This window comes from Streptomyces sp. NPDC059743 (genome assembly GCF_042732975.1).
Lineage (GTDB): Bacteria > Actinomycetota > Actinomycetes > Streptomycetales > Streptomycetaceae > Streptomyces.
On the sequence record NZ_JBHWGS010000001.1, the window covers coordinates 664,156 to 687,827 of the forward strand.

At 70.1% G+C, this 23,672-nt stretch carries 16 protein-coding genes and 1 pseudogene; 14 read left to right on the plus strand and 3 right to left on the minus strand.

The genetic code is table 11. The features are described from left to right. The first annotated feature begins 111 nt into the window (after positions 1-111). The 3 genes and pseudogenes from ACFV6H_RS03040 (at position 112) to ACFV6H_RS03050 (ending at position 3,289) form a co-directional block, all read left to right on the plus strand. Positions 112-615, plus strand: a complete 504-nt coding sequence (locus tag ACFV6H_RS03040; protein ID WP_385537819.1) for an HPP family protein — start codon at positions 112-114, stop codon at positions 613-615. A 155-nt stretch (positions 616-770) separates the two neighbouring features. Next, a pseudogene (locus ACFV6H_RS03045) lies at positions 771-1,226 on the plus strand (hypothetical protein); the annotation flags it as partial. Positions 1,227-1,462: 236 nt separating this feature from the next. Next, the gene (locus tag ACFV6H_RS03050; protein WP_385537822.1) at positions 1,463-3,289 is read left to right on the plus strand and encodes a chitinase; all 1,827 of its coding nucleotides are present in this window, start codon (positions 1,463-1,465) and stop codon (positions 3,287-3,289) included. On the opposite strand, the gene ACFV6H_RS03055 is transcribed toward ACFV6H_RS03050, so the two are convergent. Continuing rightward, the gene (locus tag ACFV6H_RS03055) at positions 3,243-4,136 is read right to left on the minus strand and encodes a phosphatase PAP2 family protein (protein WP_385537825.1); all 894 of its coding nucleotides are present in this window, start codon (positions 4,134-4,136) and stop codon (positions 3,243-3,245) included. The two genes, ACFV6H_RS03050 and ACFV6H_RS03055, sit on opposite strands and share 47 nt — an antisense overlap. A gap of 153 nt (positions 4,137-4,289) precedes the next feature. Continuing rightward, positions 4,290-5,624 carry a 4-aminobutyrate--2-oxoglutarate transaminase gene (gene gabT / locus ACFV6H_RS03060; RefSeq protein WP_385537828.1) on the minus strand — a complete coding sequence of 445 codons (1,335 nt, stop codon included), beginning with the start codon at positions 5,622-5,624 and terminating at the stop codon, positions 4,290-4,292. A 295-nt stretch (positions 5,625-5,919) separates the two neighbouring features. On the opposite strand from gabT, the gene ACFV6H_RS03065 reads away from it, so the two are divergent. The 4 genes from ACFV6H_RS03065 to ACFV6H_RS03080 all read left to right on the plus strand — a co-directional run bounded on the left by ACFV6H_RS03065 (position 5,920) and on the right by ACFV6H_RS03080 (position 13,695). Next, positions 5,920-8,073 carry an ATP-binding protein gene (locus ACFV6H_RS03065; RefSeq protein WP_385537831.1) on the plus strand — a complete coding sequence of 718 codons (2,154 nt, stop codon included), beginning with the start codon at positions 5,920-5,922 and terminating at the stop codon, positions 8,071-8,073. Between the two features lie 144 nt (positions 8,074-8,217). Beyond that, positions 8,218-9,798, plus strand: coding sequence for a PucR family transcriptional regulator (locus tag ACFV6H_RS03070; RefSeq protein WP_385537834.1), 1,581 nt, complete (start codon positions 8,218-8,220; stop codon positions 9,796-9,798). 267 nt (positions 9,799-10,065) lie between these two features. After that, a complete protein-coding gene (locus ACFV6H_RS03075) occupies positions 10,066-11,511 on the plus strand; it encodes an aldehyde dehydrogenase family protein (protein ID WP_385537837.1) in 1,446 nt (481 codons plus the stop codon). A gap of 210 nt (positions 11,512-11,721) precedes the next feature. Beyond that, positions 11,722-13,695, plus strand: a complete 1,974-nt coding sequence (locus tag ACFV6H_RS03080; protein WP_385537841.1) for an acyl-CoA dehydrogenase family protein — start codon at positions 11,722-11,724, stop codon at positions 13,693-13,695. Positions 13,696-13,775: 80 nt separating this feature from the next. On the opposite strand, the gene ACFV6H_RS03085 is transcribed toward ACFV6H_RS03080, so the two are convergent. Beyond that, a complete protein-coding gene (locus ACFV6H_RS03085) occupies positions 13,776-14,981 on the minus strand; it encodes a glycoside hydrolase family 64 protein (protein ID WP_385537843.1) in 1,206 nt (401 codons plus the stop codon). A gap of 276 nt (positions 14,982-15,257) precedes the next feature. Here ACFV6H_RS03085 and ACFV6H_RS03090 point away from each other — a divergent pair, with 276 nt between their 5' ends. The 7 genes from ACFV6H_RS03090 (at position 15,258) to ACFV6H_RS03120 (ending at position 23,463) form a co-directional block, all read left to right on the plus strand. Then, a complete protein-coding gene (locus ACFV6H_RS03090) occupies positions 15,258-16,007 on the plus strand; it encodes a hypothetical protein (protein WP_385537846.1) in 750 nt (249 codons plus the stop codon). Between the two features lie 116 nt (positions 16,008-16,123). Continuing rightward, positions 16,124-17,437 (plus strand): 1-deoxy-D-xylulose-5-phosphate reductoisomerase, encoded by a 1,314-nt coding sequence (gene dxr / locus ACFV6H_RS03095; protein WP_385537849.1) that lies wholly within the window; start codon positions 16,124-16,126, stop codon positions 17,435-17,437. Next, positions 17,434-18,735: a M50 family metallopeptidase gene (locus ACFV6H_RS03100; RefSeq protein WP_385537852.1), complete on the plus strand. Its 1,302-nt coding sequence runs from the start codon at positions 17,434-17,436 to the stop codon at positions 18,733-18,735. The genes dxr and ACFV6H_RS03100 overlap by 4 nt, the downstream gene beginning before the upstream one ends. Positions 18,736-18,931: 196 nt before the next feature. Next, complete coding sequence (gene ispG / locus ACFV6H_RS03105; protein WP_385537855.1) at positions 18,932-20,086, plus strand: flavodoxin-dependent (E)-4-hydroxy-3-methylbut-2-enyl-diphosphate synthase; 1,155 nt, start codon at positions 18,932-18,934, stop codon at positions 20,084-20,086. Positions 20,087-20,226: 140 nt separating this feature from the next. After that, positions 20,227-21,072, plus strand: a complete 846-nt coding sequence (locus tag ACFV6H_RS03110) for a GNAT family N-acetyltransferase (protein ID WP_256098024.1) — start codon at positions 20,227-20,229, stop codon at positions 21,070-21,072. Between the two features lie 15 nt (positions 21,073-21,087). Continuing rightward, the gene (locus ACFV6H_RS03115) at positions 21,088-21,669 is read left to right on the plus strand and encodes a GNAT family N-acetyltransferase (protein ID WP_385537858.1); all 582 of its coding nucleotides are present in this window, start codon (positions 21,088-21,090) and stop codon (positions 21,667-21,669) included. A 102-nt stretch (positions 21,670-21,771) separates the two neighbouring features. Beyond that, entirely contained in the window at positions 21,772-23,463 is a 1,692-nt protein-coding gene (locus ACFV6H_RS03120) for a proline--tRNA ligase (RefSeq protein WP_385537861.1), read from the plus strand. The last annotated feature ends 209 nt before the right edge of the window (positions 23,464-23,672 follow it).

Consider the following 23,672-nt stretch of genomic DNA (forward strand, 5'->3'; position numbering starts at 1 on the left):
GCCGCCGTGGCCAGGAAGCGGGGACGGTTCTGGAGTTCCCGTGCTGATTCCGTGCGCCCTGGAGGCGCTGTACTGCTGGACGCCTTCCCTCCGGGCAGGAGCGTCGTGTTCATGAGGTTCATCCGGGACGGCGACGGCAGAAAAGTCCCGGCCCGCCCGGTCCGCCCGGCGAAGGCCGTGTCGGCGGCTGTCACCACATCGCTCGGGCTGGCTGTCCTGGTGGCCGTCGGGACGCTCACACATCAGACGGTGCTGATACCGCCGCTCGCGGCCACGACGGCGATCATCACCGCGACTCCCGAGTCGCCGCTCGCGCAGCCTCGCCATGTCATCGGCGGCCACCTGCTGTCCTGCCTCGTCAGCTTCGGGATTCTCGCCCTCGGCTGGCACGGCCCGTGGGCCGCCGCCGTGGCCTGTGGGGCAGCCTGCGGATTCGCGCTCGTGGTCAAGGCGGCCCATCCGCCGGCCATGGCGACCGCCGTGATGATCATGCTCACCGACCCGCCCGCCGGCCGCTTCGTGCCTCTGCTGGTCGTCGGCGCGGTGCTGCTCGTCCTGGTGCAGATGGTCTCCTCCCGTCTGCGGCGAGAGGTCTATCCCACGTCCTGGTGGTGAAAGGAGGCCACCGGCCGCGGACACGCCCGGGGTTTCTTCCGTGTGAGTCAGATCACTGACAAGTAGTCGTCCGAACCCGCGTCATCCCCCGGCGCCATCCGTGTCTCGCCTCCTATGGACACACTGTCCAACAATACGGATGGGAGGCCGGGCTTATGACTGGCTCGGGGGCACAAGGCGCGGTGGAGTGGCTGGCATCGGTGGCACCGGATCCCGAGGCCTGCCGGTGGGAGTGGGAGCGCAATCCGCTCGGGATCGCACTCCTGCCCGCCGGCCGGCGCTGGGACGTACTGATCCTTCCCAGCGATCTCGGCTATCCGACACTCGATGTGCTGACCAGGCTCGTGGACCGGCCGGGACCGGTGCTCGCCGACTTCGGCGACTCGCGGATGGGCTTCTTCGTACCGCCGGGAACGGCCGCGCGCTGGCTCGGTACGGGTGTACGCGGCGCCGGTCGCGGCACCTGGATCGTCGTCCCGTACCCAGGGCGGGCGAGCGGCGGGATGCGCTGGCTGATCCCGCCGGACGGCGCGGGCACTCTCACCGATCCGTCGCTGCTCGAACTGGCCATGCACGAGGCGGCGGCGGGAATGGCGGGCAGGCCAGGTGGCGCGGCCGACGACGTGAGCAGGTGGGACGCCGACGTGAGCCGGTGGGGCATCGAGGGCCGGGAAGACTCCGAGAGCCGGGGAGACACCAAGGGCCGGGGGGACTTCGAGGGCCCGGAGGACGCCGGGGAGTGAACGGACGGGGCCGCGGTGCTGTCAGAGGTCTTGACCAAACAATTGGTCTGGACCATGCTGTGCGCGCTCCGCCACGTCCATTCCCCCCATGCCCGGAGGCAGTTGTGGAACGCACCAGACGTCCGGCTCTGTACCCCAGACTGGTGGCCGCCCTCGCGGCAGCTGTCCTCACCGCGAGCGGCCTTGTCGCCGCCGCACAGACGGCGAGTGCCGCCGACGCGGACATCGCCCGTAACGGAAACTTCGAGTCCGGCCTCAGCGGCTGGAGTTGTACGGCCGGCAGCGGCGCCGTCGTCTCCACGCCCGTGCACGGCGGCAGCGGCGCGCTCAAGGGCACTCCCGCGGGCAGCGACAACGCCAAGTGCTCCCAGACGGTCGCGGTCCAGCCGAACTCCGCGTACACACTGAGCGCCTGGGTCCAGGGCAGCTATGTCTACCTCGGCGCGTCCGGGACCGGTACGACCGATGTCTCGACCTGGACGGCGTCCGCGCCGGGCTGGCAGCAGCTCACCACCAGCTTCCGCACCGGGCCGTCCACCAGCTCGGTGACCGTCTACACCCACGGCTGGTACGGCACGCCGACGTACTACGCCGACGATCTCACCCTGGTGGGCCCCGGCGGCACTCCCGCCCAGCCTCCGGCCGTCCCCACCGGTCTGCGGGCGGGCACGGTCACCTCCTCCTCCGTGGCACTCTCCTGGTCGCCCGTCACCGGAGCCACCGGCTACACCGTCTACCGGGGCGGCACCAGGGCCCTCGATGTCAGCGGCACCTCGGCGACCGTCACCGGGCTCAGCCCGTCCACGGCGTACAGCTTCCAGGTCGCCGCGACCAACGCCGCCGGCGCGTCGGCCCTCTCACCGGCCGTCAGCGCCACCACATCCGCCTCGGGCGGAGGCGGCGGAAACGGCGGCGGACTGCCCGCCCATGCCCTGGTCGGCTATCTGCACTCCAGCTTCGCCAACGGCTCCGGCTATACGCGGATGGCCGATGTGCCCGACTCGTGGGATGTCATCAACCTCGCCTTCGGTGAGCCCACTTCGGTCACCTCCGGCGACATACGGTTCAGCCTCTGCCCGGCCGCCGAATGCCCGAACGTCGAATCCGCGGCCGAGTTCAAGGCCGCCATCAAGGCCAAGCAGGCGGTCGGCAAGAAGGTCCTGATCTCCATCGGCGGCGCCAACGGCCAGGTTCAGCTCGCCACCACCGCCGCCCGTGACACCTTTGTCTCCTCGGTCTCCAGGATCATCGACGAGTACGGTCTGAACGGGCTGGACATCGACTTCGAGGGCCACTCGCTCTCGCTGAACACCGGTGACACCGACTTCCGCAACCCCACCACTCCGGTCATCGTCAATCTGATCTCGGCGATCAAGACGCTCAAGGCCAAGTACGGCGCGAACTTCATTCTGACGATGGCGCCCGAGACCTTCTTCGTACAGCTCGGATACCAGTACTACGGATCCGGTCCCTGGGGCGGCCAGGACCCGCGCGCCGGCGCGTACCTCCCGGTGATCCACGCCCTGCGGGACGATCTCACCCTGCTCCATGTCCAGGACTACAACTCGGGCTCGATCATGGGACTGGACAACCAGTACCACTCCATGGGCGGCGCCGACTTCCATATCGCCATGACCGACATGCTGCTCACCGGCTTCCCGGTGGCCGGTGACACCTCGAAGGTCTTCCCGGCGCTGCGCCCGGAGCAGGTGGCCATCGGCCTGCCGGCCTCGACGCAGGCGGGCAACGGCCACACCTCGCCCGCCGAGGTCAACAAGGCGCTGAACTGCCTGACGAAGAAGACCGACTGCGGTTCCTACCAGACCCATGGCACCTGGCCCGCGCTGCGCGGACTGATGACCTGGTCGATCAACTGGGACCGCTTCAACCAGTGGGAGTTCTCCAGGAACTTCGACGCGTACTTCGGCTGAGCCGGGGCCGCCTCGCGGGTGCTCCGGGCGCGCCGAGTGCGTGGAGCACCCGTCCCAGAACCAGGAGCAGCATTCCGCACAGCGCCAGGCTGCCGAGAACGTCCAGCGGCCAGTGGTAGCCACGCAGTACGAGACCGATGCCCGTCGCCAGGGTGAGCAGGACAGCGACGGGCATCGCCCAGTTCCGCCGGGTGTACGGAGCGAGGAGCAGCGCCGCGCCGCCGAACGCCACCATCGCCGTCGCCGTATGCCCGGACGGGTAGTAGCCGGTCGCGTCGGTGAGCGGTCCCTGCCGGTCGGTCCAGATCTTGAGCGGTACGACCAGCGCGGGCACGGCGGCCATGGCGAGCGCGGCTGCCAGGGCCCGCGCGCGCTGCCCGCGCCACACGGCGTATCCGAGCGCCACGGCCAGTACGGGCAGCGCCACCGGCATACCGCCGAGGTCCGCGAGAAATTCCGTCAGAGGTGTGGGCCCTTGGCGGGCGAGCGCCCGGCCGAGCCGTTCATCGGCGTCGCGCAGCGGTCCGCCCGCGGCGGCCTGCCAGGTCAGAAGCGGGAAGAGGACCGCGCAGAGCACAAAGGCCAGGGTCCTGGAAGTTCTGGGGGTCCGGGCGATTCGGGAGAGAAAAGGAGGCCGCCCCGGAACAGGGGGGGTAGTTCCGGGGCGGCCGTCCGTATCGGTGTACCGCACGCCCCGGGGGGTTTGGGGCGGGCGGCCGTCCGATCGGCAAGGAGTTCCAGAGCCTGAATCTCCAGTGGTGTGCGCGAAGGCACGACCAAAGCGGGGCTGGGGATGCTCCGCTCCGGTGTCGCCCGCAGTCCCCTGCGAGCGGGGTGTTTCTCTCATCTGCGGAAACCGTACGGCAGGGCGGCGAGGACCGACAGCAGGAAACGCCTCCCGCCATCGCCCTCGCACACCTTCTTCACAGGCCCTCACCGATGCTTCGGCACGGCTCCTCGGATGCCCGACCGGGCAATCCCGGAGGGCGGAGAGCGCCGGTCAGACGGCCGAGAACGCCTGCTCGACGATGTCCAGGCCCTCGTTCAGCAGATCCTCGCCGATCACCAGAGGCGGCAGGAAGCGCAGCACATTGCCGTAAGTGCCACAGGTCAGGACCACCAGCCCCGCCTGATGGCAGGCCTTGGCCAGCGCGGCGGTCGCCTGCGGGTCCGGCTCCTTGGTGGCGCGGTCCTTCACCAGCTCGATCGCGATCATCGCGCCACGGCCGCGGATGTCGCCGATGGTGTCGTACTTCTCGCTCAGGGCGGAGAGCCGGCCCTTCATGACGGACTCGATGTGCCGTGCCTTCGAGACGAGATCCAGCTCCTTCATCGTCTCGATGGCGCCGAGCGCGGCGGCGCAGGCCACGGGGTTGCCGCCGTACGTACCGCCGAGGCCGCCCGCGTGCGCGGCGTCCATGATCTCGGCGCGGCCGGTCACGGCGGCGAGCGGCAGACCGCCCGCGATGCCCTTGGCGGTGGTGATCAGATCCGGGACGACGCCCTCGTCCTCACACGCGAACCACTGGCCGGTACGGCAGAAGCCGGACTGGATCTCGTCCGCCACGAACACGATCCCGTTGTCCTTGGCGAACTTCGCCAGAGCCGGGAGGAAGCCCTTGGCGGGCTCGATGAAACCGCCCTCGCCGAGCAGCGGCTCGATGACGATCGCGGCGACGTTGTCGGCCCCGATCTGCTTGCTGATCTGGTCGACGGCCTGGGCGGACGCCTCGGGACCGCAGTTCTCGGGGCCGGTCGGCCAGCGGTAGCCATAGGCGACCGGCACCCGGTAGATCTCCGGCGCGAACGGTCCGAAGCCGTTCTTGTACGGCATGTTCTTCGAGGTCAGCGCCATGGTGAGGTTCGTACGGCCGTGGTAGCCGTGATCGAAGACCACGACCGCCTGGCGCCTGGTGTACGAACGGGCGATCTTGACGGCGTTCTCGACGGCCTCCGCGCCCGAGTTGAACAGGGCGGATTTCTTGGCGTGGTCGCCGGGAGTCAGCTCGGCGAGCCGTTCACAGACCTCGACGTACCCCTCGTACGGCGTGACCATGAAACAGGTGTGGGTGAAGTCCGCGAGCTGGGCGGAGGCACGGCGTACGACGGCCTCGGCGCTGGCGCCGACGGAGGTCACGGCGATACCGGAACCGAAGTCGATCAGCCGGTTGCCGTCCACGTCCTCGACGATCCCACCGTCGGCGCGGGCGGCGAAGACGGGCAGCACGGACCCCACTCCGCCGGCGACCGCGGCGGTACGGCGGGCCTGCAACTCCTGCGACTTCGGCCCGGGAATGGCGGTGACGAGGCGGCGCTCCTGCGGGATGGCGGTCATGAGGGGCTCCTGGGGGTGTTTCGGGGTCTTTCTTCGCAGGCTAGGGGCGGGGGAAGGGTGCGGGCATGCGCCGTTCGGTAGTAGTGGGCGCGTGTCGTTGTCCGGGACGGACAGAGAGCAGGACGGAGGAACGAAGGGCGGGGCTCATGCGGCCGGGGCGTGGCCGAGGCGGGCAGGAGGCCAACGCCCTTGTGTACGCGGGACGGTGGGCCAGCCGCCGAATGCGCGGCGGTGGCAATACATTGAGCGGGTACAGCAGGGCGGACGGCGGACTGCACAGGGGGCAGAGGTACGGATGGACACCGACGGCACGCACGACTCGCGGGGCACACACGCCGGCTCCGTGCCGCGCCCGGCAGGGCCGCCGCCCATGCCACCGACCACGCCGCCGCCCGTGCCGCCTCCGCCGTCCTCGGCGCCTTTCGAGACGGCTCCGCCGCCCGCGCCGCCCGGCCACGCTCCCGACGCCGGTCCGACACTGCGGGAGTGGCTGCATGTGCCTCGGACGGCGGACGCGCCGGGAACCTGGACCTATGGACACCGGCCGCGCCCTCCGGAGGAACCGGAGCGTACGCCGGTGCGGCAGCTCGTCAGCGGAGCGCTGATCTCGCTGCTCGCCGGGATGCTGCTCTGGTCACTGCTGTGGAACGGCTACCTCGGCGGATTCTGGCTCTGGCCGATGTATCTCCTCACGCCCGATGCCTGGTGGGCCGGTACACCGGAGGGCGCCATCGCCCAGAACATCTACAACGCACTGGTCATCGGCGGCCTCCTCTTCGTCTTCGGGCGTCTCGGCCGCTGGCCCGAGCTGGCCCGGCGTCTGCTGGGCCGCGGCGGCGGGACCGAGCCCGTCACCGCCGCGCCCGCCCATCCCGAGCCCGAGGACGATCTCGCCGAGTGGCCCGAGCTGAGGGCGGCGGGACTGGGCGAGATCGCCGCGCGGCTCGCCTCCGAGGTACGCGACGGGCGCATGAACGACGTCGACTACGCCCGTATCCGCCGCGCCTGGCACTCCGTACGAGCCGATCCCTCGCGGCTCACGGCGTTTTCCGAAGCCGTGCGCGGGAAGGGCGCGGGCGCCTGCGTCCATCCCTCGGGCAAGCGCGATCTGCCCGTACGCGCCGCCCGCCACGATCTGCTCGTACGGCAGGTCAGGATCGGTACGGTCCACGACGGCGAGCGGAATCCCTATCCACGGCGAGGGACCGGTCTCGCGCTCGATCCGGTGCTGCTCGGGACCTCACTGCTCGCCGTCGGGCCGCCCGGGGCCGGCAAGACGCACGCGCTCGTCCGGCCCGTCGTCGAGTCGCTCGCGCTCCAGGCGCTCGCGGGCCAGGCCGCCGTCATCGTCGTCTGCGCCGCCGGCACCCAGCTCGGTCCCGACAGCGCGTACGACGTCGTGGTCCGGCTCGGCGATCCCGAGTCGGTGTACGACCTCGATCTGTACGGAGGCACCACCGACCCGGACGAGGCCGCCGTCGTGCTCGCCGAGGGCCTCGTCGGCGATCTGACGGACACCGACAGCCGGCGGGCCACCACCGCGCTCGCGCAGATCCTCGGCCCGTTCCGCGCCGCGCACGGTCGGCTGCCCGCCGTACCGGAGCTGCGTGAGCTGCTCGACGGCTCTCCTGCCGCCGTGGCCGCGCTGCGGGAGAGGCTCGACGCCGAGGGACAGCACGCCATGCGGCGTGAGCTGGACGCGCGCGAGCGGCAGTCGGGCGCGCCCAGCGATCCGGGACGTGCGCTCGCCGACCGGGTCGCGCTGCTCGACCGGCCCGCCTTCGCCGGTTTCTTCGACACCACCGGCAGGACCAGGCCGTTCTCGCTGCGCACCCTGGAGCATCCGCTGCGCGTTTGCATCGAGCTGCCCGAGCGCGGGCACGCCGAGGCCTCGCGGATGCTGGCCCGGCTGATACTGGCCCAGTTCACCGCCAACGCGGCGGTCCGGAGCGACCGCTCCCTCTTCGCCTGTCTCGTCCTGGACGACGCGACTCGCACCCTCACCGCCGAGACACTGCGCGGCGTCCAGCGGCTGCGGTCGGTGAACGCGGGCGCGGTGCTCACCCTGCGTACGCTCGACGATGTGCCCGAGGCGCTGCACACCGCGCTCCTCGGGGCCGTCGGCTGCCGGATGGCCTTCTCCGGGATCACCACCTGGGACGGCAAGCGCTTCGCCGAGGCCTGGGGCACGGAGTGGGTGGAGACCCGGGACGTCACCCAGCGGACGGTCTTCGCCGATCAGCCGCTGACCCGGGCGATCCACGCGTTCCGGAAGCTGGTCACCGGCAAGGCCGTGACGACGGACGCGGTGACCGTGCGGAAGGTCGAGCGGGAGCGCTGGTCGGCCTCCGAGCTGGCGCACTCGGTGCCCGCGGGACACGCGGTGCTGTCGCTGCGGACGGTGAGCGGCGAACACGCGCCGCCGCTGCTGGTGGATCTGCGGAGCTGACTGCCGGGCTGCCCGGTGGGACAACCTGGCAGAATCGAGGCACGCCGTTCATACAGGACGTCGTAGACGCCGTTGTCGTCCAGGGTGGCCGGTCATATGCCGGGCGCCCTGCCCGTCCGCAGCCGAAGGCCCTACGGTTCCACCATGCCGCCCACCCTCGCCTCGCTCGTCCAGCATTCGGCGCTCAACCTCACCGTGCACGCGGGGGAGGACCGGCTCCTGACGCCCGTGCGCTGGGTCCATGCCAGCGAGCTGGCCGATCCCGTCCCGTACATGGAGGGCGGCGAGCTCCTCCTCATCACCGCGACCACGCTGGACGCCGAGGATCCCGAGGCGATGCGGCGCTATGTACTGCGGCTGGTGAACGCCGGAGTCGCCGGGCTCGGCTTCGCCCTCGGCGTGAACTACGAGGACATCCCCGAGGCGCTCGTCGCCGCCGCGCGCGAGGCCGGGCTGCCGCTGCTGGGAGTGCCGCGCCGTACGCCGTTCCTCGCCATCAGCAAGGCCGTGTCGGCGGCGATCGCGGCCGATCAGTACCGCGCGGTCACCGAGGGATTCGAGGCACAGCGGGAGCTGACCCGCGCCGCGCTCACCGAGGGACCGGCCGCTCTGCTGGCCCGGCTCGCGGTGTACGTGGACGGCTGGGCGGCGCTGTACGACGCGTCGGGAGCGGTCGTCGCCGCCGCGCCCGAGTGGGCCGCGCGGCGGGCCGCCCGGCTCACGGCCGATGTGGAACGGCTGCGGGAGCGGTCCGCGCCCGCGAGCGCCGTGCTCGGCGATCCGGCGGGAGCGAACGCCGACGACCGGGTGGAGCTCCAGTCCCTGGGCACCGGACGGCGCGTCCGCGGCGCGCTCGCCGTCGGGACGGAGGGCGCGCTGGGCACGGCGGAGCGGTACGCGGTGCACTCGGCGATCGCCCTGCTGACGCTGACGACGGAGCGTTCGAGCGGCCTGCGGGCGGCGGAGCAGCGCCTCGGTTCCGCGGTCCTGCGCATGCTGCTGTCCGGACAGCCCGACCATGCGCGGGCGGTGGCGGGCGATCTCTACGGTGGACTGCTCGACGCGCCGTCCCGGCTGCTGATCGCGGAATCGGCCGAGACCACGGCCGAGGATCCGCTGCCCTCGTTCACCGAGACACTGGAAGCGGCAGCCGCACGGGCCGGAGAGGCGGTCCTGGCGGTGCCCGACGGCGAGGGACCGCGGCTGGTGGTGCTCGCGGTGGACGGCGGAGCGGTGGTCAGGGCGGCCGAGGAGTACGCCGCCACGGAGGCGGAGGAGGCGGGCGTCTTCATAGGCCTGTCCGCGCCGACGGGCCCGATCGCCGCGGCGGGGGCGTACAAGCAGGCCGAACAGGCGCTGTCGGTGGCCCACCGCAGAGGCCGGGCGCTGGTCGAGCACGAGGAGCTTGCGGCGGGCTCGATCCTCCCGCTGCTCGCGGACGACGCGGTACGGGCCTTCGCGGACGGCATGCTCCGCGCGCTGTACGAACACGACACCAAGGGCCGTGGCGATCTGGTCGCCTCGCTCCGCGCCTGGCTGTCCCGGCACGGCCAGTGGGACGCGGCGGCGGCCGATCTGGGCGTGCACCGGCATACGCTGCGCTACCGGATGCGGCGGGTCGAGGAGATCCTGGGCCGCTCGCTGGACGATCCGGACGTCCGGATGGAGCTGTGGCTGGCGCTGAAGACGACGACACGCGCGGAGGCGACGCGGCCGCCGGAGTGAAGTCGCCACGGGTGTGTCCGCCGGCCGCGTATACGCCCACCGCGTAGCCCTGCTGAGCCCACCGCGTAGCCCTTCCAGGACCGGGAAGGAACCGGATGGGCGAGGCTTCCGCCGTACCCGACAAAGCGTCGTACGCGCCGCGCCTCACCACTCCACCTCGGACAACCCGCCACCCGCCTCCGCACGCCTACCGTGGAGACGGACAACCCCGCACCATCACTCACGCGGACCATTCACGCGGACTACTCGGAAGGGCCCGGACTCGCTATGACTTCCACCCACGCCTTCTGGCTCGCCGGCCGCCAGGCCACCGGCGAGGACACCCTCGATGTCACCTCTCCCTGGGACGGCCGGCTCGTCGGCACCGTCGCCGTGCCGACCGACGCCCAGGTCGAGGAGGCCGTCGCCGCGGCGCACTCCGTGCTGAACGAGTTCGCCGCGACACCCGCGCATGTACGCGCCACCGCGCTCGACCATGTCTCCCGCAGGCTTGCCGAGCGCACCGAGGAGGTCGCCCGGCTGATCTCCGCCGAGAACGGCAAGCCTCTCAAGTGGGCCCGTGGCGAGGTCGGCCGCGCCGTCTCCGTCTTCCGGTTCGCCGCCGAGGAGGCCCGCCGGTTCAACGGCGGCGAGGCCCAGCGTCTCGACACGGACGCGGGCGGCGCCGGCCGGCTCGCGCTGACCCGTCGCTTCCCACGCGGCGCCGTCCTCGGCATCGCGCCGTTCAACTTCCCGCTCAACCTCTGCGCCCACAAGATCGCTCCCGCCATCGCCGTCGGCGCGCCGATCATCCTCAAGCCCGCTCCGGCGACCCCTCTCTCCGCGCTCCTCCTCGGCGAGCTGCTCGCCGAGACCGAGCTGCCCGCCGGCGCCTGGTCCGTACTGCCCGTACCGAACGACCGGATGCCCGCCCTCGTCCAGGACGAGCGGCTGCCGGTGATCTCGTTCACCGGCTCCGACAAGGTCGGCTTCGCGATCATGGACTCCGTACCGCGCAAGCACTGCACGCTCGAACTCGGCGGCAACGGCGCGGCCGTCGTCCTCGCCGACTACGCGAGCGAGCGGGACCTGGACTGGGCGGCGACCAGGATCGCGACCTTCGCCAACTATCAGGGCGGCCAGTCCTGTATCTCCGTCCAGCGCGTGATCGCGGACGCCTCGGTGTACGAGCGGCTCGTGCCCAGGATCGTCGCCGCCGTAGAGGCCCAGGTCACGGGCGATCCCGCCGACGACGCCACCGATGTGGGACCGCTCGTCAGCGAGGACGCCGCCAAGCGCGTCGAGGCCTGGGTCGAGGAGGCCGTACAGGCCGGTGCCCAGCTGCTCGCGGGCGGCAAGCGGGACGGCGCGTCCTACGCGCCCACCGTCCTCTCCGAGGTCCCGGCGGACGCCACGGTCTCCTGCGAGGAGGTCTTCGGGCCCGTTCTGACGCTCCGTCGGGCCGAGAGCGAGACCGAGGCGTTCGAGTCGGTCAACGACTCGAAGTACGGTCTCCAGGCCGGTGTGTTCACCCATGACCTCCAGGCCGCGTTCCGTGCCCACCGCGCCCTTGAGGTGGGCGGTGTGATCATCGGCGACGTTCCTTCGTACCGCGCCGACCAGATGCCGTACGGCGGAGTCAAGCAGTCCGGCGTGGGCCGCGAGGGTGTGCGCTTCGCGATGGACGACTACACCTACGAGCGCGTCATGGTGTTCACGGGCCTCACGCTCTGAGCAGCCTCCCGGGCAGCCTCCAGGCATGTACGCCGGGCCGACGGTCGGAGTCCGCGGTACAAGGACTCCGGCCGTTCGCGTACCCATAGGGTCCGCACCGGTCCACGGTCCACAACTGGTGGGGACGGCATTAATCGGGTAGATACGGACGAGTAGCACCAGCCGGTAAAACCCACATCGGACCCGACTCCGCGGCGAGGTGAGTTCCTCATGTCCGCCCCATCCGCACCCTCAGCAGCATCCGCCCCGCAGGAACCGCAGGGCAAGCCCAAGGTCTCCGAGCGCGAGGCGCGCCAGGTCGCCGAAGCCGCCCGTGAACAGGGCTGGCGCAGGCCGAGCTTCGCCAAGGAGATGTTCCTCGGCCGCTTCCGGCTCGATCTCATCCATCCGCATCCGCTGCCCGCTCCGGACGACGTCCGACGCGGCGAGGAGTTCCTGGCGAAGCTGCGCGCCTTCTGCGAGACGGAGATCGACGGCGCGCTCATCGAGCGCGAGGCCCGCATCCCCGACCAGGTGATCAACCGGCTCAGGGAACTGGGCGCGCTCGGAATGAAGATCGACACGAAGTACGGCGGCCTCGGCCTCACCCAGGTGTACTACAACAAGGCGCTGGCCCTGATCGGCTCCGCGAGCCCCGCGATCGGCGCGCTCCTCTCCGCGCATCAGTCGATCGGCGTACCGCAGCCGCTCAAAATCTTCGGCACGCAGGAGCAGAAGGAGACGTTCCTGCCGCGGCTGGCCCGTACGGACATCTCGGCCTTCCTGCTCACCGAGCCGGACGTGGGCTCCGACCCGGCCCGGCTCGCGACGACGGCCGTGCCCGACGGCGACGCGTACGTCCTTGACGGTGTGAAGCTCTGGACCACCAACGGCGTCGTCGCCGATCTGCTCGTGGTGATGGCCCGGGTGCCCGCCTCCGAAGGCCACAAGGGCGGTATCACCGCGTTCGTCGTCGAGGCGGACTCGCCGGGCATCACCGTCGAGAACCGCAATGCCTTCATGGGCCTGCGCGGTCTGGAGAACGGAGTGACCCGCTTCCACCAGGTCCGCGTTCCCGTCGCGAACCGGATCGGCCCCGAGGGCGCCGGTCTCAAGATCGCCCTCACCACGCTCAACACCGGCCGACTCTCGCTGCCCGCGATGTGCGTGGGCGCGGGCAAGTGGTGTCTGAAGATCGCCCGCGAGTGGTCGGCGGCCCGTGAGCAGTGGGGCAGGCCGGTCGGCCGTCACGAGGCCGTGGGCGGGAAGATCTCCTTCATCGCCGCGACCACGTTCGCGCTGGAGGCGATGGTCGATCTGGCGTCCCAGATGGCCGACGAGGACCGCAACGACATCCGGATCGAGGCGGCCCTGGCCAAGCTGTACGGCTCGGAGATGGGCTGTCTGATGGCCGACGAGCTGGTCCAGATCCGCGGCGGCCGTGGCTTCGAGACGGCGGAGTCGCTGGCGGCCCGCGGCGAACGCGCCGTACCCGCCGAACAGATGCTCCGCGATCTGCGGATCAACCGGATCTTCGAGGGCTCCACGGAGATCATGCATCTGCTGATCGCCCGCGAGGCCGTCGACGCCCATCTCTCCGTGGCCGGAGACATCATCGATCCGGACAAGTCCCTCTCCGACAAGGCCAGGGCGGGTGCGCAGGCAGGGAAGTTCTATGCGCGCTGGCTGCCGAAGCTGGTCGCGGGACCGGGCCAGCTGCCGGGCTCGTACGGTGAGTTCCACCGGCCGGGCCATCCGGATCTGTCGGTGCATCTGCGCTATGCCGAGCGGGCCGCGCGCAAGCTCGCCCGCTCCACGTTCTACGCCATGTCGCGCTGGCAGGGCCGGATGGAGACCAAACAGGGCTTCCTCGGCCGGATCGTCGACATCGGCGCGGAGCTGTTCGCGATGAGCGCGGCCTGTGTACGGGCCGAACTGCTCCGTACGAACGGGGACCACGGGCGCGAGGCGTACCAACTGGCGGACGCCTTCTGCCGGCAGGCCCGTATCCGCGTCGAGGAGCTCTTCGCCCGTCTGTGGTCCAACACCGACGAACTCGACCGCAAGGTCGTGAGCGGTGTTCTCGCCGGCCGGTACACCTGGCTGGAGGACGGCATCATCGATCCGAGCGGCGACGGCCCCTGGATCGCCGACGCCACGCCGGGCCCTTCGAGCCGTCCCGACGTCCACCGCCATATCCCCTGAGCGCAGGACGGTCCGTCCGCCGATCTGCCGGGCCGCACCCGGGGCCGCGTCCTTCGAGGGCGCGGCCCCGGGCCGTCGGCCTAGTTGAACGGATCGAGCGTGATGTACGCCTGCTGCGGATCGCCGTCGTGCACCAGGGACTCATGGGCGCCGACATCGTCGAAGGCGAACGCGTACGCCTTGCCGTCGGCCATCTGCGCGTGGATCTTCCGGGCGTAGTGGTTGGTCACCGCGTCCTGGTAGAAGCTGGCCGCGCTCGTGTCGGGCTGGTTGGGATTGACCAGCAGCGTGGAGCGGTTGAATCCGGCGCAGAGCGTGCGCGAGATCGGGCCGCGTACGAGGTCGTTGGGCGCGTCCAGCAGCTTGTAGCAGCCGAAGACGCTGTCCGCGTCCGGCTTCTGGAACGAGGTGACGACCGCGCCCGCCGAGTTGGTGAAGTTCATGACATTGCCCGAGACCCGGCCGAAGTACTTGGTGTTCGGCTGGTCCCCGAAGGGCGTCACGGTCAGCGTGGAGGTGGTGTACCGGCTCCACACCCGATTGATGTAGTCGTCCATCACCGAGGCTGGCAGAACACCCGATCCGATCCCGTGACCGGGCGAGAGCGCGCGCAGGACGGTGCCGTCGGCACGCGTCTGGATCAGATTGGCCCAGCCGCCCGGCTGGCTCCGGAGCGAGTCGTAGAAGCCGTTGTAGCCGCCCGCCTTGAGATGGCCGGTGGTCTTGGTGGTGCCGTTCGGGAGCCTGACGCCGACGGCGTAGGGCGCCGAGAACATGTCGACCTGCGTGCTGTTGATCCACAGCCCGGCGTCGTTGAGCGTGTACTCGGTCCAGTTGAAGAGGATGTTCCGGTTGGGGTCGGCCGGGTTCTGCACGGCGGGCTGCACCAGACCGCCCGTGGTCAGTTTGAAGACAAGCTTCTGACCGTACGAGAAGTAGACACGGCCGGAGAACTTCGGCATCCGGATCGTGACCGACTGCCCGTTGGCCGGGCCCGCGATCGACGCGTCGGGCGCCGGGGTCGGCGGATTGCCTCCGGCGGGCCAGGCGTGGAACGTGCCGTTGGCGTCGGCCCAGCCCTGCTGGCCCGTCGTGAGGTTCGTCCCGAGGTTGTAGATGTATACCGGGTCCGTACGGCCGGAGCTGTTCGTGATCGTCAGCGGAATGGTCGCGGGGACCGCGGCCTCGGCGGCGCCGGCGGATGACGCGGGGCTCGCGGCCGTGAATCCCGTCGCGAGGATCGCCGCGGCGGCCAGTGACGCGAGCAGCTTTCTTGTGCCCAACACGCTGTGCCTCCTGCGTTGTGGGGGGTTTGAGAGCGCTCTCAGAATCGGCCTACGGATGAGGCGTGTCAATGCACGCGGCCAACGGCCCGCGCGGACGGTCCCGGTGAAAACCGGTGGAACCAGCCGGAATTGACGGCATGTCATTCCTCACGGGCCCGGCCGCCGTTCCCATGCAGCACAATCGGCCGTCGGGACGGTCAACTCACGACGGGGGCAGACATGTTTGGGGCCGGGAGAAGGCGGACGCGGTGGACGCGGCGGACGCGGCGCGGTGCGGTGGCCCTGGCCGCCGGTCTCGTACTCGTCGGAGGGACCGCGTGCAGCGGCGGCGAGCGGACCGACGGCGGTGACGACGGCGGCAAGGGCGTGAGCAAGGGCGCGAGCGAGCCCGGCGGCTCCTCCGCGTCGGCCACGGGCGCCGCCACCGGCCCCGCGCCGCTCACCGAGGAGCAGCTCACCGCCGCCTCCCTCACCGACGGCGAGCGGATCGGCCGGTACACCGCCTCCGAGTACGCCCTCGGCGCACCGCTCGGCGAGGACTACACCGCGGAGCCCGCCGTCTGCCAGCCGCTGGTCAGCCTCGCCCGCGGCGCCACCGCGTTCGATCCCGTCGCCGAGGTCCACCGCAAGGTCGACATCCCGGACGAGATGCTCGGGCTCACCGTCTCCGTACAGCTCCGCTCGTACGCCGCCCAGGGCGCGGTCGGCGTCCTGAAGGCGCTGCGTACGGCGGGCCGTGACTGCGCGGGCGGCTTCACCGAGGACCGGGCACTGGCGCGGGCGAAGTATCTGAAGGCGGAACCGGCCGAGGCGCCCGATGTGGGCGACGAGGCCGCCGCGTACCGCTTCACGATTCTCGATGTGAAGGGAGAGCTCAAGCTGTACGAGTATCTGACCGTCGTACGGTCCGGTTCCACCACGCTCTCCTTCCGCGCCGAGATCACCGGCACCGAGGACGTCGGAGGAGTCCCGGAGGAGATCGTCCAGGCCCAGTGGCAGAAGTTCCGGGCCGCCGGAAAAACCTGAAAAGACCTGAAAGACCTCAAAGATCCGGCCGGCGCGAAGTCCGCAGGACCGGCGCACGGGAACACCCGCAGGGGCGCGCTGTCCAACCGGCGCACGGATGGGGCAAGAATGGGGGCATGAGCGACAGCCCAGCCCCTCTCGCCGATCCGCATATCGCCTTCGACCCGACCGAAGGCCGCCGGGACATCGTCGTCCTCGGCTCCACCGGATCCATCGGCACCCAGGCCATCGACCTGGTCCTGCGCCATCCCGACCGCTTCCGTGTCACCGCGCTCTCCGCCGCCGGCGGGCGTCCCGCGCTCCTCGCCGAGCAGGCCAGGCAGCTGCGGGTCCGTACCGTGGCGGTCGCGCGCGAGGACACCGTGCCCGCGCTGCGGGAGGCGCTCAGGGCGCAGTACGGTACGGGCGAGCCGCTCCCCGAGATCCTCGCGGGACCCGACGCCGCCACCGAGCTGGCCGCCTCCGACTGCCACACCGTCCTCAACGGCATCACCGGCTCCATCGGGCTCGCGCCCACGCTCGCCGCCCTCACCGCCGGCCGCACGCTCGCTCTGGCCAACAAGGAGTCGCTGATCGTCGGCGGTCCGCTGGTCAAGGCCGTGGCCAAGCCCGGCCAGATCATCCCGGTCGACTCCGAGCACGCCGCGCTCTTCCAGGCGCTGGCCTCCGGCAGCCGCGCCGATGTGCGCAAGCTCGTGGTGACGGCCTCCGGCGGGCCCTTCCGCGGCCGTACGCGCGCCGAGCTGGCCCATGTCACTCCCCGGGACGCCCTCGCGCATCCGACCTGGGCCATGGGCCCGGTGATCACGATCAACTCGGCGACGCTCGTCAACAAGGGCCTCGAAGTGATCGAGGCACATCTTCTGTACGACATTCCCTTCGAACGCATTGAGGTGGTCGTCCACCCTCAGTCGTATGTTCATTCGATGGTGGAATTCAGCGACGGCTCGACTCTGGCCCAGGCGACTCCGCCCGATATGCGCGGGCCGATCGCCATCGGTCTCGGCTGGCCGTGGCGGGTGCCCGACGCCGCTCCCGCCTTCGACTGGACCACCGCCTCGACCTGGGAGTTCTTTCCGCTCGACACGGAGGCCTTCCCTTCGGTGGGACTCGCCAGACAGGTGGGGGCCCTGGGCGGCACGGCTCCGGCGGTGTTCAATGCCGCGAACGAGGAGTGCGTCGACGCGTTCCTCGCGGGCAGGCTCCCGTTCAACGGCATCATGGACACGGTCACCGAGGTCGTCGCGGAACACGGCACGGTGTACGGCGCGGCGCGGGATCATTCCCGTACGGGAACCTCGCTCACCGTGGCCGACGTCCTCGAAGCGGAGACCTGGGCACGCGCCAGGGCCCGTGAGAAGGCGGCGGCATTGGCAGACCAACTGGCAGACACAATCGGCGAAGAACAGCCGGCGGAGGCTCGCGCATGACGATTCTGTTGACGGTCCTCGGCATTCTGGTCTTTGTCGCCGGGCTGCTCTTCTCCATCGCCTGGCATGAGCTCGGCCATCTCTCGACGGCCAAGTTCTTCGGCATCCGCGTGCCTCAGTACATGGTCGGCTTCGGGCCGACCATCTGGTCGCGGAAGAAGGGCGACACGGAGTACGGGATCAAGGCGATCCCGCTCGGCGGCTATATCCGCATGATCGGAATGTTCCCGCCGGGCCCGGACGGCAGGATCGAGGCGCGGTCCACCTCGCCCTGGCGCGGGATGATAGAGGACGCGCGCTCGGCGGCCTTCGAGGAGCTGCAACCGGGCGACGAGAAGCGCCTGTTCTACACGCGCAAGCCGTGGAAGCGCGTGATCGTGATGTTCGCGGGCCCGTTCATGAATCTGGTGCTCGCCGCCGTGATCTTCATCGGTGTGGCGATGAGCTTCGGCTTCCAGACGCAGACCACCCAGGTCGCGGGCGTCCAGAAGTGTGTGATCCCGCAGAGCGAGAAGCGGGACACCTGTGAGAAGGGCGACGCGGTCTCGCCCGCCCAGGCGGCCGGTCTTAAGGAGGGCGACAGGATCATCGCCCTCAACGGACAGCGGGTCGAGGACTGGACCACGCTCTCCAATCTCATCCGTAAGACCATCGGCCCGGCCACCATCACCGTCGAGCGCGACGGCGCCCGGCAGGATCTGCACGCCACGCTCGCCAGAAACCTGGTGGCCGAGAAGGACTCCAACGGAAAGATCATCCCGGGCAAGTACATCCCGGCCGGCTATCTCGGCTTCGCCGCCGCCACCGAGATCGTCCCGCTCTCCTTCCCTCAGTCCGTGGACCGCATGGGCACCATGATCGGGGACGGTGTCGAGTCGATCGTCGCCCTGCCGTCCAAGATCCCGGACCTGTGGAGCGCGGCCTTCGGGGACGGCCCGCGCAAGGACGACTCACCGGTCGGTGTGGTCGGCGCGGCCCGTATCGGCGGCGAGGTGATGACGCTGGACATCCCGGCGCAGAACCAGATCGCGCTGATGCTGTTCCTGCTCGCGGGCTTCAATCTCTCCCTCTTCCTCTTCAACATGCTGCCGCTGCTGCCTCTGGACGGCGGGCATATCGCGGGCGCGCTCTGGGAGTCCCTGCGGCGCAGGCTGGCACGTCTCTTCAAGCGGCCGGACCCGGGCCCGTTCGATGTCGCGAAGCTGATGCCGTTCGCCTATGTCGTGGCGGGGATCTTCATCTGCTTCACGCTGCTCGTGCTGGTCGCCGACGTCTTCAATCCCGTCAAGATCTCCTGATCCTCCGGCTCCCGCGGCACTCCAAGATCGGCTGATTACGCCTGTTTCCAGCGGCCGGACACCTTTTGTGTCCGGCCGCTTACCTTTGGATGGAGTTTTCGCGGCGATGTGCTCCGGTGCCGTGCGGTGGCGTAATCTCGGGGCCGGAGCCCGCCCATCTCGGGACCTTGATCCACACCTTGGGGTTGCACAGCAGATGACTGCAATTTCTCTCGGAATGCCGTCCGTTCCGACGAAGCTCGCCGACCGGAGAGTCAGCCGTCAGATCCAGGTCGGGTCGGTGGCGGTCGGTGGGGATGCGCCGGTGTCGGTGCAGTCGATGACGACGACGCGTACGTCGGATGTGGGTGCGACGTTGCAGCAGATTGCTGAGCTGACGGCGTCGGGGTGCCAGATCGTGCGGGTCGCCTGTCCGACGCAGGATGACGCCGACGCGTTGGCGGTGATTGCGCGGAAGTCGCAGATTCCGGTGATCGCGGATATTCATTTCCAGCCGAAGTATGTGTTCGCGGCGATTGACGCGGGGTGTGCGGCGGTGCGGGTGAATCCGGGGAACATCAAGCAGTTCGACGACAAGGTGCGGGAGATCGCGAGGGCGGCGGGGGATGCGGGGACGCCGATCCGTATCGGTGTGAACGCGGGTTCGCTGGATGCGCGGTTGCTGCGGAAGTACGGGAAGGCGACGCCGGAGGCTCTGGTGGAGTCGGCGCTGTGGGAGGCGTCGCTGTTCGAGGAGCACGGCTTCCGGGACATCAAGATCTCGGTGAAGCACAACGACCCGGTCGTGATGGTCAACGCCTACCGTCAGCTGGCCGCGCAGTGCGACTATCCGCTGCACCTCGGTGTCACCGAGGCCGGTCCGGCGTTCCAGGGGACGATCAAGTCGGCGGTGGCGTTCGGGGCGTTGCTGAGCGAGGGCATCGGGGACACGATCCGGGTGTCGCTGTCGGCTCCGCCCGCGGAGGAGGTCAAGGTCGGCCTCCAGATCCTGGAGGCGCTGAATCTGAAGCAGCGCCGGCTGGAGATCGTCTCCTGCCCGTCCTGCGGTCGTGCGCAGGTGGATGTGTACAAGCTGGCGGACGAGGTGACGGCGGGCCTGGAGGGCATGGAGGTTCCGCTGCGCGTGGCCGTGATGGGCTGTGTGGTGAACGGTCCGGGCGAGGCCCGTGAGGCGGATCTCGGTGTGGCGTCGGGTAATGGGAAGGGCCAGATCTTTGTGAAGGGCGAGGTCATCAAGACCGTCCCGGAGTCGAAGATCGTGGAGACGCTGATCGAAGAGGCGATGAAGATCGCCGAGCAGATGGAGAAGGACGGTATCGCCTCGGGCGAGCCCGAGGTCTCCGTCAGCTGACGGATCCGACAACCGACGTACGACGAGGTCCCGCGGCCACTGCCTCCAGGGCAGGCCGCGGGACCTTCTCCTGTGGGCGGCATGTCACGGACCCGCCAGGTACAGTGCGGAGATCAGCAGACCGTATGGTGAGGCCCCTCGTGTTGACGCAGACCACCACTCGGGTCCTCGAACCCGGTGAACTCGGCGCAGCGCTCGCCATCCTGGAGAGCGAGCCCGTCGCCAACGCCTTTGTGACCTCCCGGGTGCAGGTCGCGGGGCTCGATCCCTGGCGCCTCGGCGGCGAGATGTGGGGCTGGTACGCGGACGGGCGGCTGCGCTCCCTCTGCTACTCCGGCGCCAATCTCGTGCCGATCTGCGCCGGTCCCGAGGCCGTGCGCGCCTTCGCCGACCGCGCCCGCAGAACCGGCCGCCGCTGCTCCTCCATCGTCGGCCCGGCCGAGGCCACCGCTCAGCTCTGGCGGCTGCTGGAGCCCAGTTGGGGTCCTGCCCGCGAGGTCCGCGCGCACCAGCCACTGATGGTGACCGAGCAGATTCCCGCCGTGGTCGCGCCCGATCCCTTCGTACGCCGGATCCGCAAGGACGAGCTGGAGGTGATCATGCCGGCCTGTGTCGCCATGTTCACCGAGGAGGTCGGTGTCTCGCCGCTCGCGGGCGACGGCGGACTGCTCTACCAGGCGCGCGTGGCCGAACTGGTCGGCGCGGGACGGTCGTTCGCCCGTATCGACGACGGCAGAGTCATCTTCAAGGCCGAGATCGGCGCGGCGACCACCCAGGCCTGCCAGATCCAGGGCGTCTGGGTCGACCCCGAGTACCGGGGCCGCGGACTGTCCGAATCGGGCATGGCGGCGGTCGTACGGTACGCGCTGGCCGATGTCGCACCCGTCGTGAGCCTCTACGTGAACGACTACAACACCCCGGCCCGCGCGGCCTATCGGCGCGTCGGCTTTCGTGAGGTGGGCGCCTTCATGAGCGTGCTGTTCTGAAAGTAGGGTTCGGCCATGCTGAGCATCCCCGGGGACACGCCCCGGATTCCCGACGTACAGGTAGCGCCGGTCGATCTCGCCTCCCGCGTCGACGAGGCACTCGCCGTACAGGCCCTCGCCTTCGGGCTCAGCGACGACGAGATCGGGGTACGCCGCCATATCGTGCTCCGGCATCTCATGTACCCGGGCTGCCGTGCCTTCGGCGCGACCACCGGCGCCGGCCGGCTCGTCGGATTCGTGTACGGCCTGCCGAACGACCGCGGCCACTGGTGGTCCACGGTTGTCGAGCCGTATCTGCGCGCCACAGCCTCCGACGGCTGGCTGGACGACTCCTTCGTGATCACCGAGCTCCATGTCCATCCCGAGTTCCAGGCCCGGGGCATCGGCCGCGCGCTGATCACCACGATCACGGACGGCGCCGTACAGCCGAAGTCGATCCTGTCCGCCATCGACATCGAGAGCCCGGCCCGCCGGCTCTACCGCTCACTCGGGTACGAGGATCTCGCCCGCCAGGTCCACTTCCCGAGCGCGCCCAAGCCGTACGCCGTGATGGGCGCCATGCTGCCGCTGCGCAGACATGACGGCGGCGGCAACTGAGGCAACCGGGCGGGAACTGATTTCCGCCTGCCGGTGCGCCCCGGCTAACCTCCTGGCATCACCCGAGAGAACGCAGAACGCAGAACGCCAGGAGTGTTCCCCATGTCCCAGGTCCAGCGCATGTCCCGTTTGATGGTCAAGACACTGCGCGACGACCCGGCGGACGCCGAGACTCTCAGCCACAAGCTGCTCGTCCGCGCGGGGTATGTCCGCCGTACGTCCGCCGGCATCTGGAGCTGGCTGCCGCTGGGCAAGAAGGTCCTCGACAACATCGCGCGCGTCGTCCGCGAGGAGATGGACGCGATCGGTGCGCAGGAGGTGCTGCTGCCCGCGCTGCTGCCCAGGGAGCCGTACGAGGCCAGCGGCAGGTGGGAGGAGTACGGCGATCTGCTGTTCCGCCTCAAGGACCGCAAGGGCGCCGACTATCTGCTGGGCCCGACGCACGAGGAGATCTTCACCCAGGTCGTCAAGGACCAGTGCACGTCCTACAAGGACCTGCCGGTGATCCTCTACCAGATCCAGACGAAGTACCGCGACGAGGCCCGGCCGCGCTCCGGTGTGCTGCGCGGCCGTGAGTTCCAGATGAAGGACTCGTACTCCTTCGACACCACGGACGAGGGCCTGGCCGAGTCGTACGGGCTGCACCGTCTCGCGTACCAGAAGATCTTCGCCAGGCTCGGCCTGGACTTTCGTATCGTCTCGGCGGTCTCCGGCGCGATGGGCGGCTCCGCGTCCGAGGAGTTCCTGGCTCCCGCCGCGGCGGGCGAGGACACCTTCGTGGACTGCCCGGCCTGTGACTACGCGGCCAACACGGAGGCGGTCACCTTCGCCGCGCCCGTGCCCGTGGCGACGGAGCACGGCCCGGTCGAGGAGCTGGACACTCCCGACACGCCGACCATCGAGACGCTCGCCGCGTTCCTCGGCGTGCCCGCCTCGGCGACCTTGAAGAACCTGCTCGTCAAGGTCGACGGCGAGATCACCGCGGTGGGCGTGCCCGGCGACCGCGAGGTGGACCTCGGCAAGCTGGGCGAGCATCTCGCGCCCGCCGTGGTGGAGCTGGTGACGGCCGAGGACTTCGAGGAGCGGCCCGAGCTCGTACGGGGCTATGTGGGCCCGCAGGGCCTCAAGATCCGCTATATCGCGGACCCGCGCGTCGCGCCCGGCACCGCCTGGATCACCGGCGCCAACAAGCCCGGCACCCACGCGCGCGATGTGGTCGCCGGACGGGACTTCGAGGTCGACGACTATCTCGATGTGGTCGTCGTCGAGGAGGGCGATCCGTGCCCGGTCTGCGGTACGGGCCTCAAGCTCGACCGCGCGATCGAGATCGGCCATATCTTCCAGCTCGGCCGCAAATACGCCGACACCTTCCAGCTCGATGTGCTGGGCCAGCAGGGCAAGCCGGTACGCGTGACCATGGGCTCGTACGGCATCGGCGTCTCGCGCGCCGTGGCCGCGCTGGCCGAGCAGACGGCCGACGAGCAGGGCCTGTGCTGGCCCCAGGAGATCGCGCCGGCGGACGTCCATGTGGTGGCGGCGGGCAAGGCGCTCCAGACGGAGCTGGCGCTCGATGTCTCGGAGAAGCTCGCGGCGGCGGGGCTGCGGGTGCTGGTGGACGAGCGGCCCGGAGTCTCCCCGGGCGTCAAGTTCACCGACGCCGAGCTGATCGGCGTACCCCACATCCTGGTGGCGGGCCGCCGCTCGGCCGAGGGCGTCCTGGAACTGAAGGACCGCCGCACGGGCGAGCGCGAGGAACTGACGGTGGAGGAAGCCATCACCCGCCTGCTCGGCTGACGCCTCGGGGCTCCGGTGTCCTCAAATCAAGCCCGTCCGGCGATTGAGGACACCGGGGACCCGGAGCCCGGGGCGGAGTCCGGCGCGAAAAAACCAGCCTGTCCGGCGATTGAGGACATCCGGGGTCCGGGGCGGAGCCCCCGGTAGGTGGCGGGGCGCGGGTGGGGGTGCTGAGGGACGCGGGGGGGCGGCGGGGGGAGGGGGGGGCG

Excerpts from the sequence above, each read along its gene's own strand:
- ACFV6H_RS03055 (WP_385537825.1), bottom strand. The coding sequence starts at position 4,136 with ATGAGAGAAACACCCCGCTCGCAGGGGACTGCGGGCGACACCGGAGCG.
- ACFV6H_RS03100 (WP_385537852.1), top strand. The coding sequence starts at position 17,434 with ATGACGATTCTGTTGACGGTCCTCGGCATTCTGGTCTTTGTCGCCGGG.
- ACFV6H_RS03065 (WP_385537831.1), top strand. The coding sequence starts at position 5,920 with ATGGACACCGACGGCACGCACGACTCGCGGGGCACACACGCCGGCTCC.
- dxr (WP_385537849.1), top strand. The coding sequence starts at position 16,124 with ATGAGCGACAGCCCAGCCCCTCTCGCCGATCCGCATATCGCCTTCGAC.
- ACFV6H_RS03080 (WP_385537841.1), top strand. The coding sequence starts at position 11,722 with ATGTCCGCCCCATCCGCACCCTCAGCAGCATCCGCCCCGCAGGAACCG.
- ACFV6H_RS03075 (WP_385537837.1), top strand. The coding sequence starts at position 10,066 with ATGACTTCCACCCACGCCTTCTGGCTCGCCGGCCGCCAGGCCACCGGC.
- gabT (WP_385537828.1), bottom strand. The coding sequence starts at position 5,624 with ATGACCGCCATCCCGCAGGAGCGCCGCCTCGTCACCGCCATTCCCGGG.
- ACFV6H_RS03040 (WP_385537819.1), top strand. The coding sequence starts at position 112 with ATGAGGTTCATCCGGGACGGCGACGGCAGAAAAGTCCCGGCCCGCCCG.
- ACFV6H_RS03120 (WP_385537861.1), top strand. The coding sequence starts at position 21,772 with ATGTCCCAGGTCCAGCGCATGTCCCGTTTGATGGTCAAGACACTGCGC.
- ispG (WP_385537855.1), top strand. The coding sequence starts at position 18,932 with ATGACTGCAATTTCTCTCGGAATGCCGTCCGTTCCGACGAAGCTCGCC.
- ACFV6H_RS03115 (WP_385537858.1), top strand. The coding sequence starts at position 21,088 with ATGCTGAGCATCCCCGGGGACACGCCCCGGATTCCCGACGTACAGGTA.
- ACFV6H_RS03070 (WP_385537834.1), top strand. The coding sequence starts at position 8,218 with ATGCCGCCCACCCTCGCCTCGCTCGTCCAGCATTCGGCGCTCAACCTC.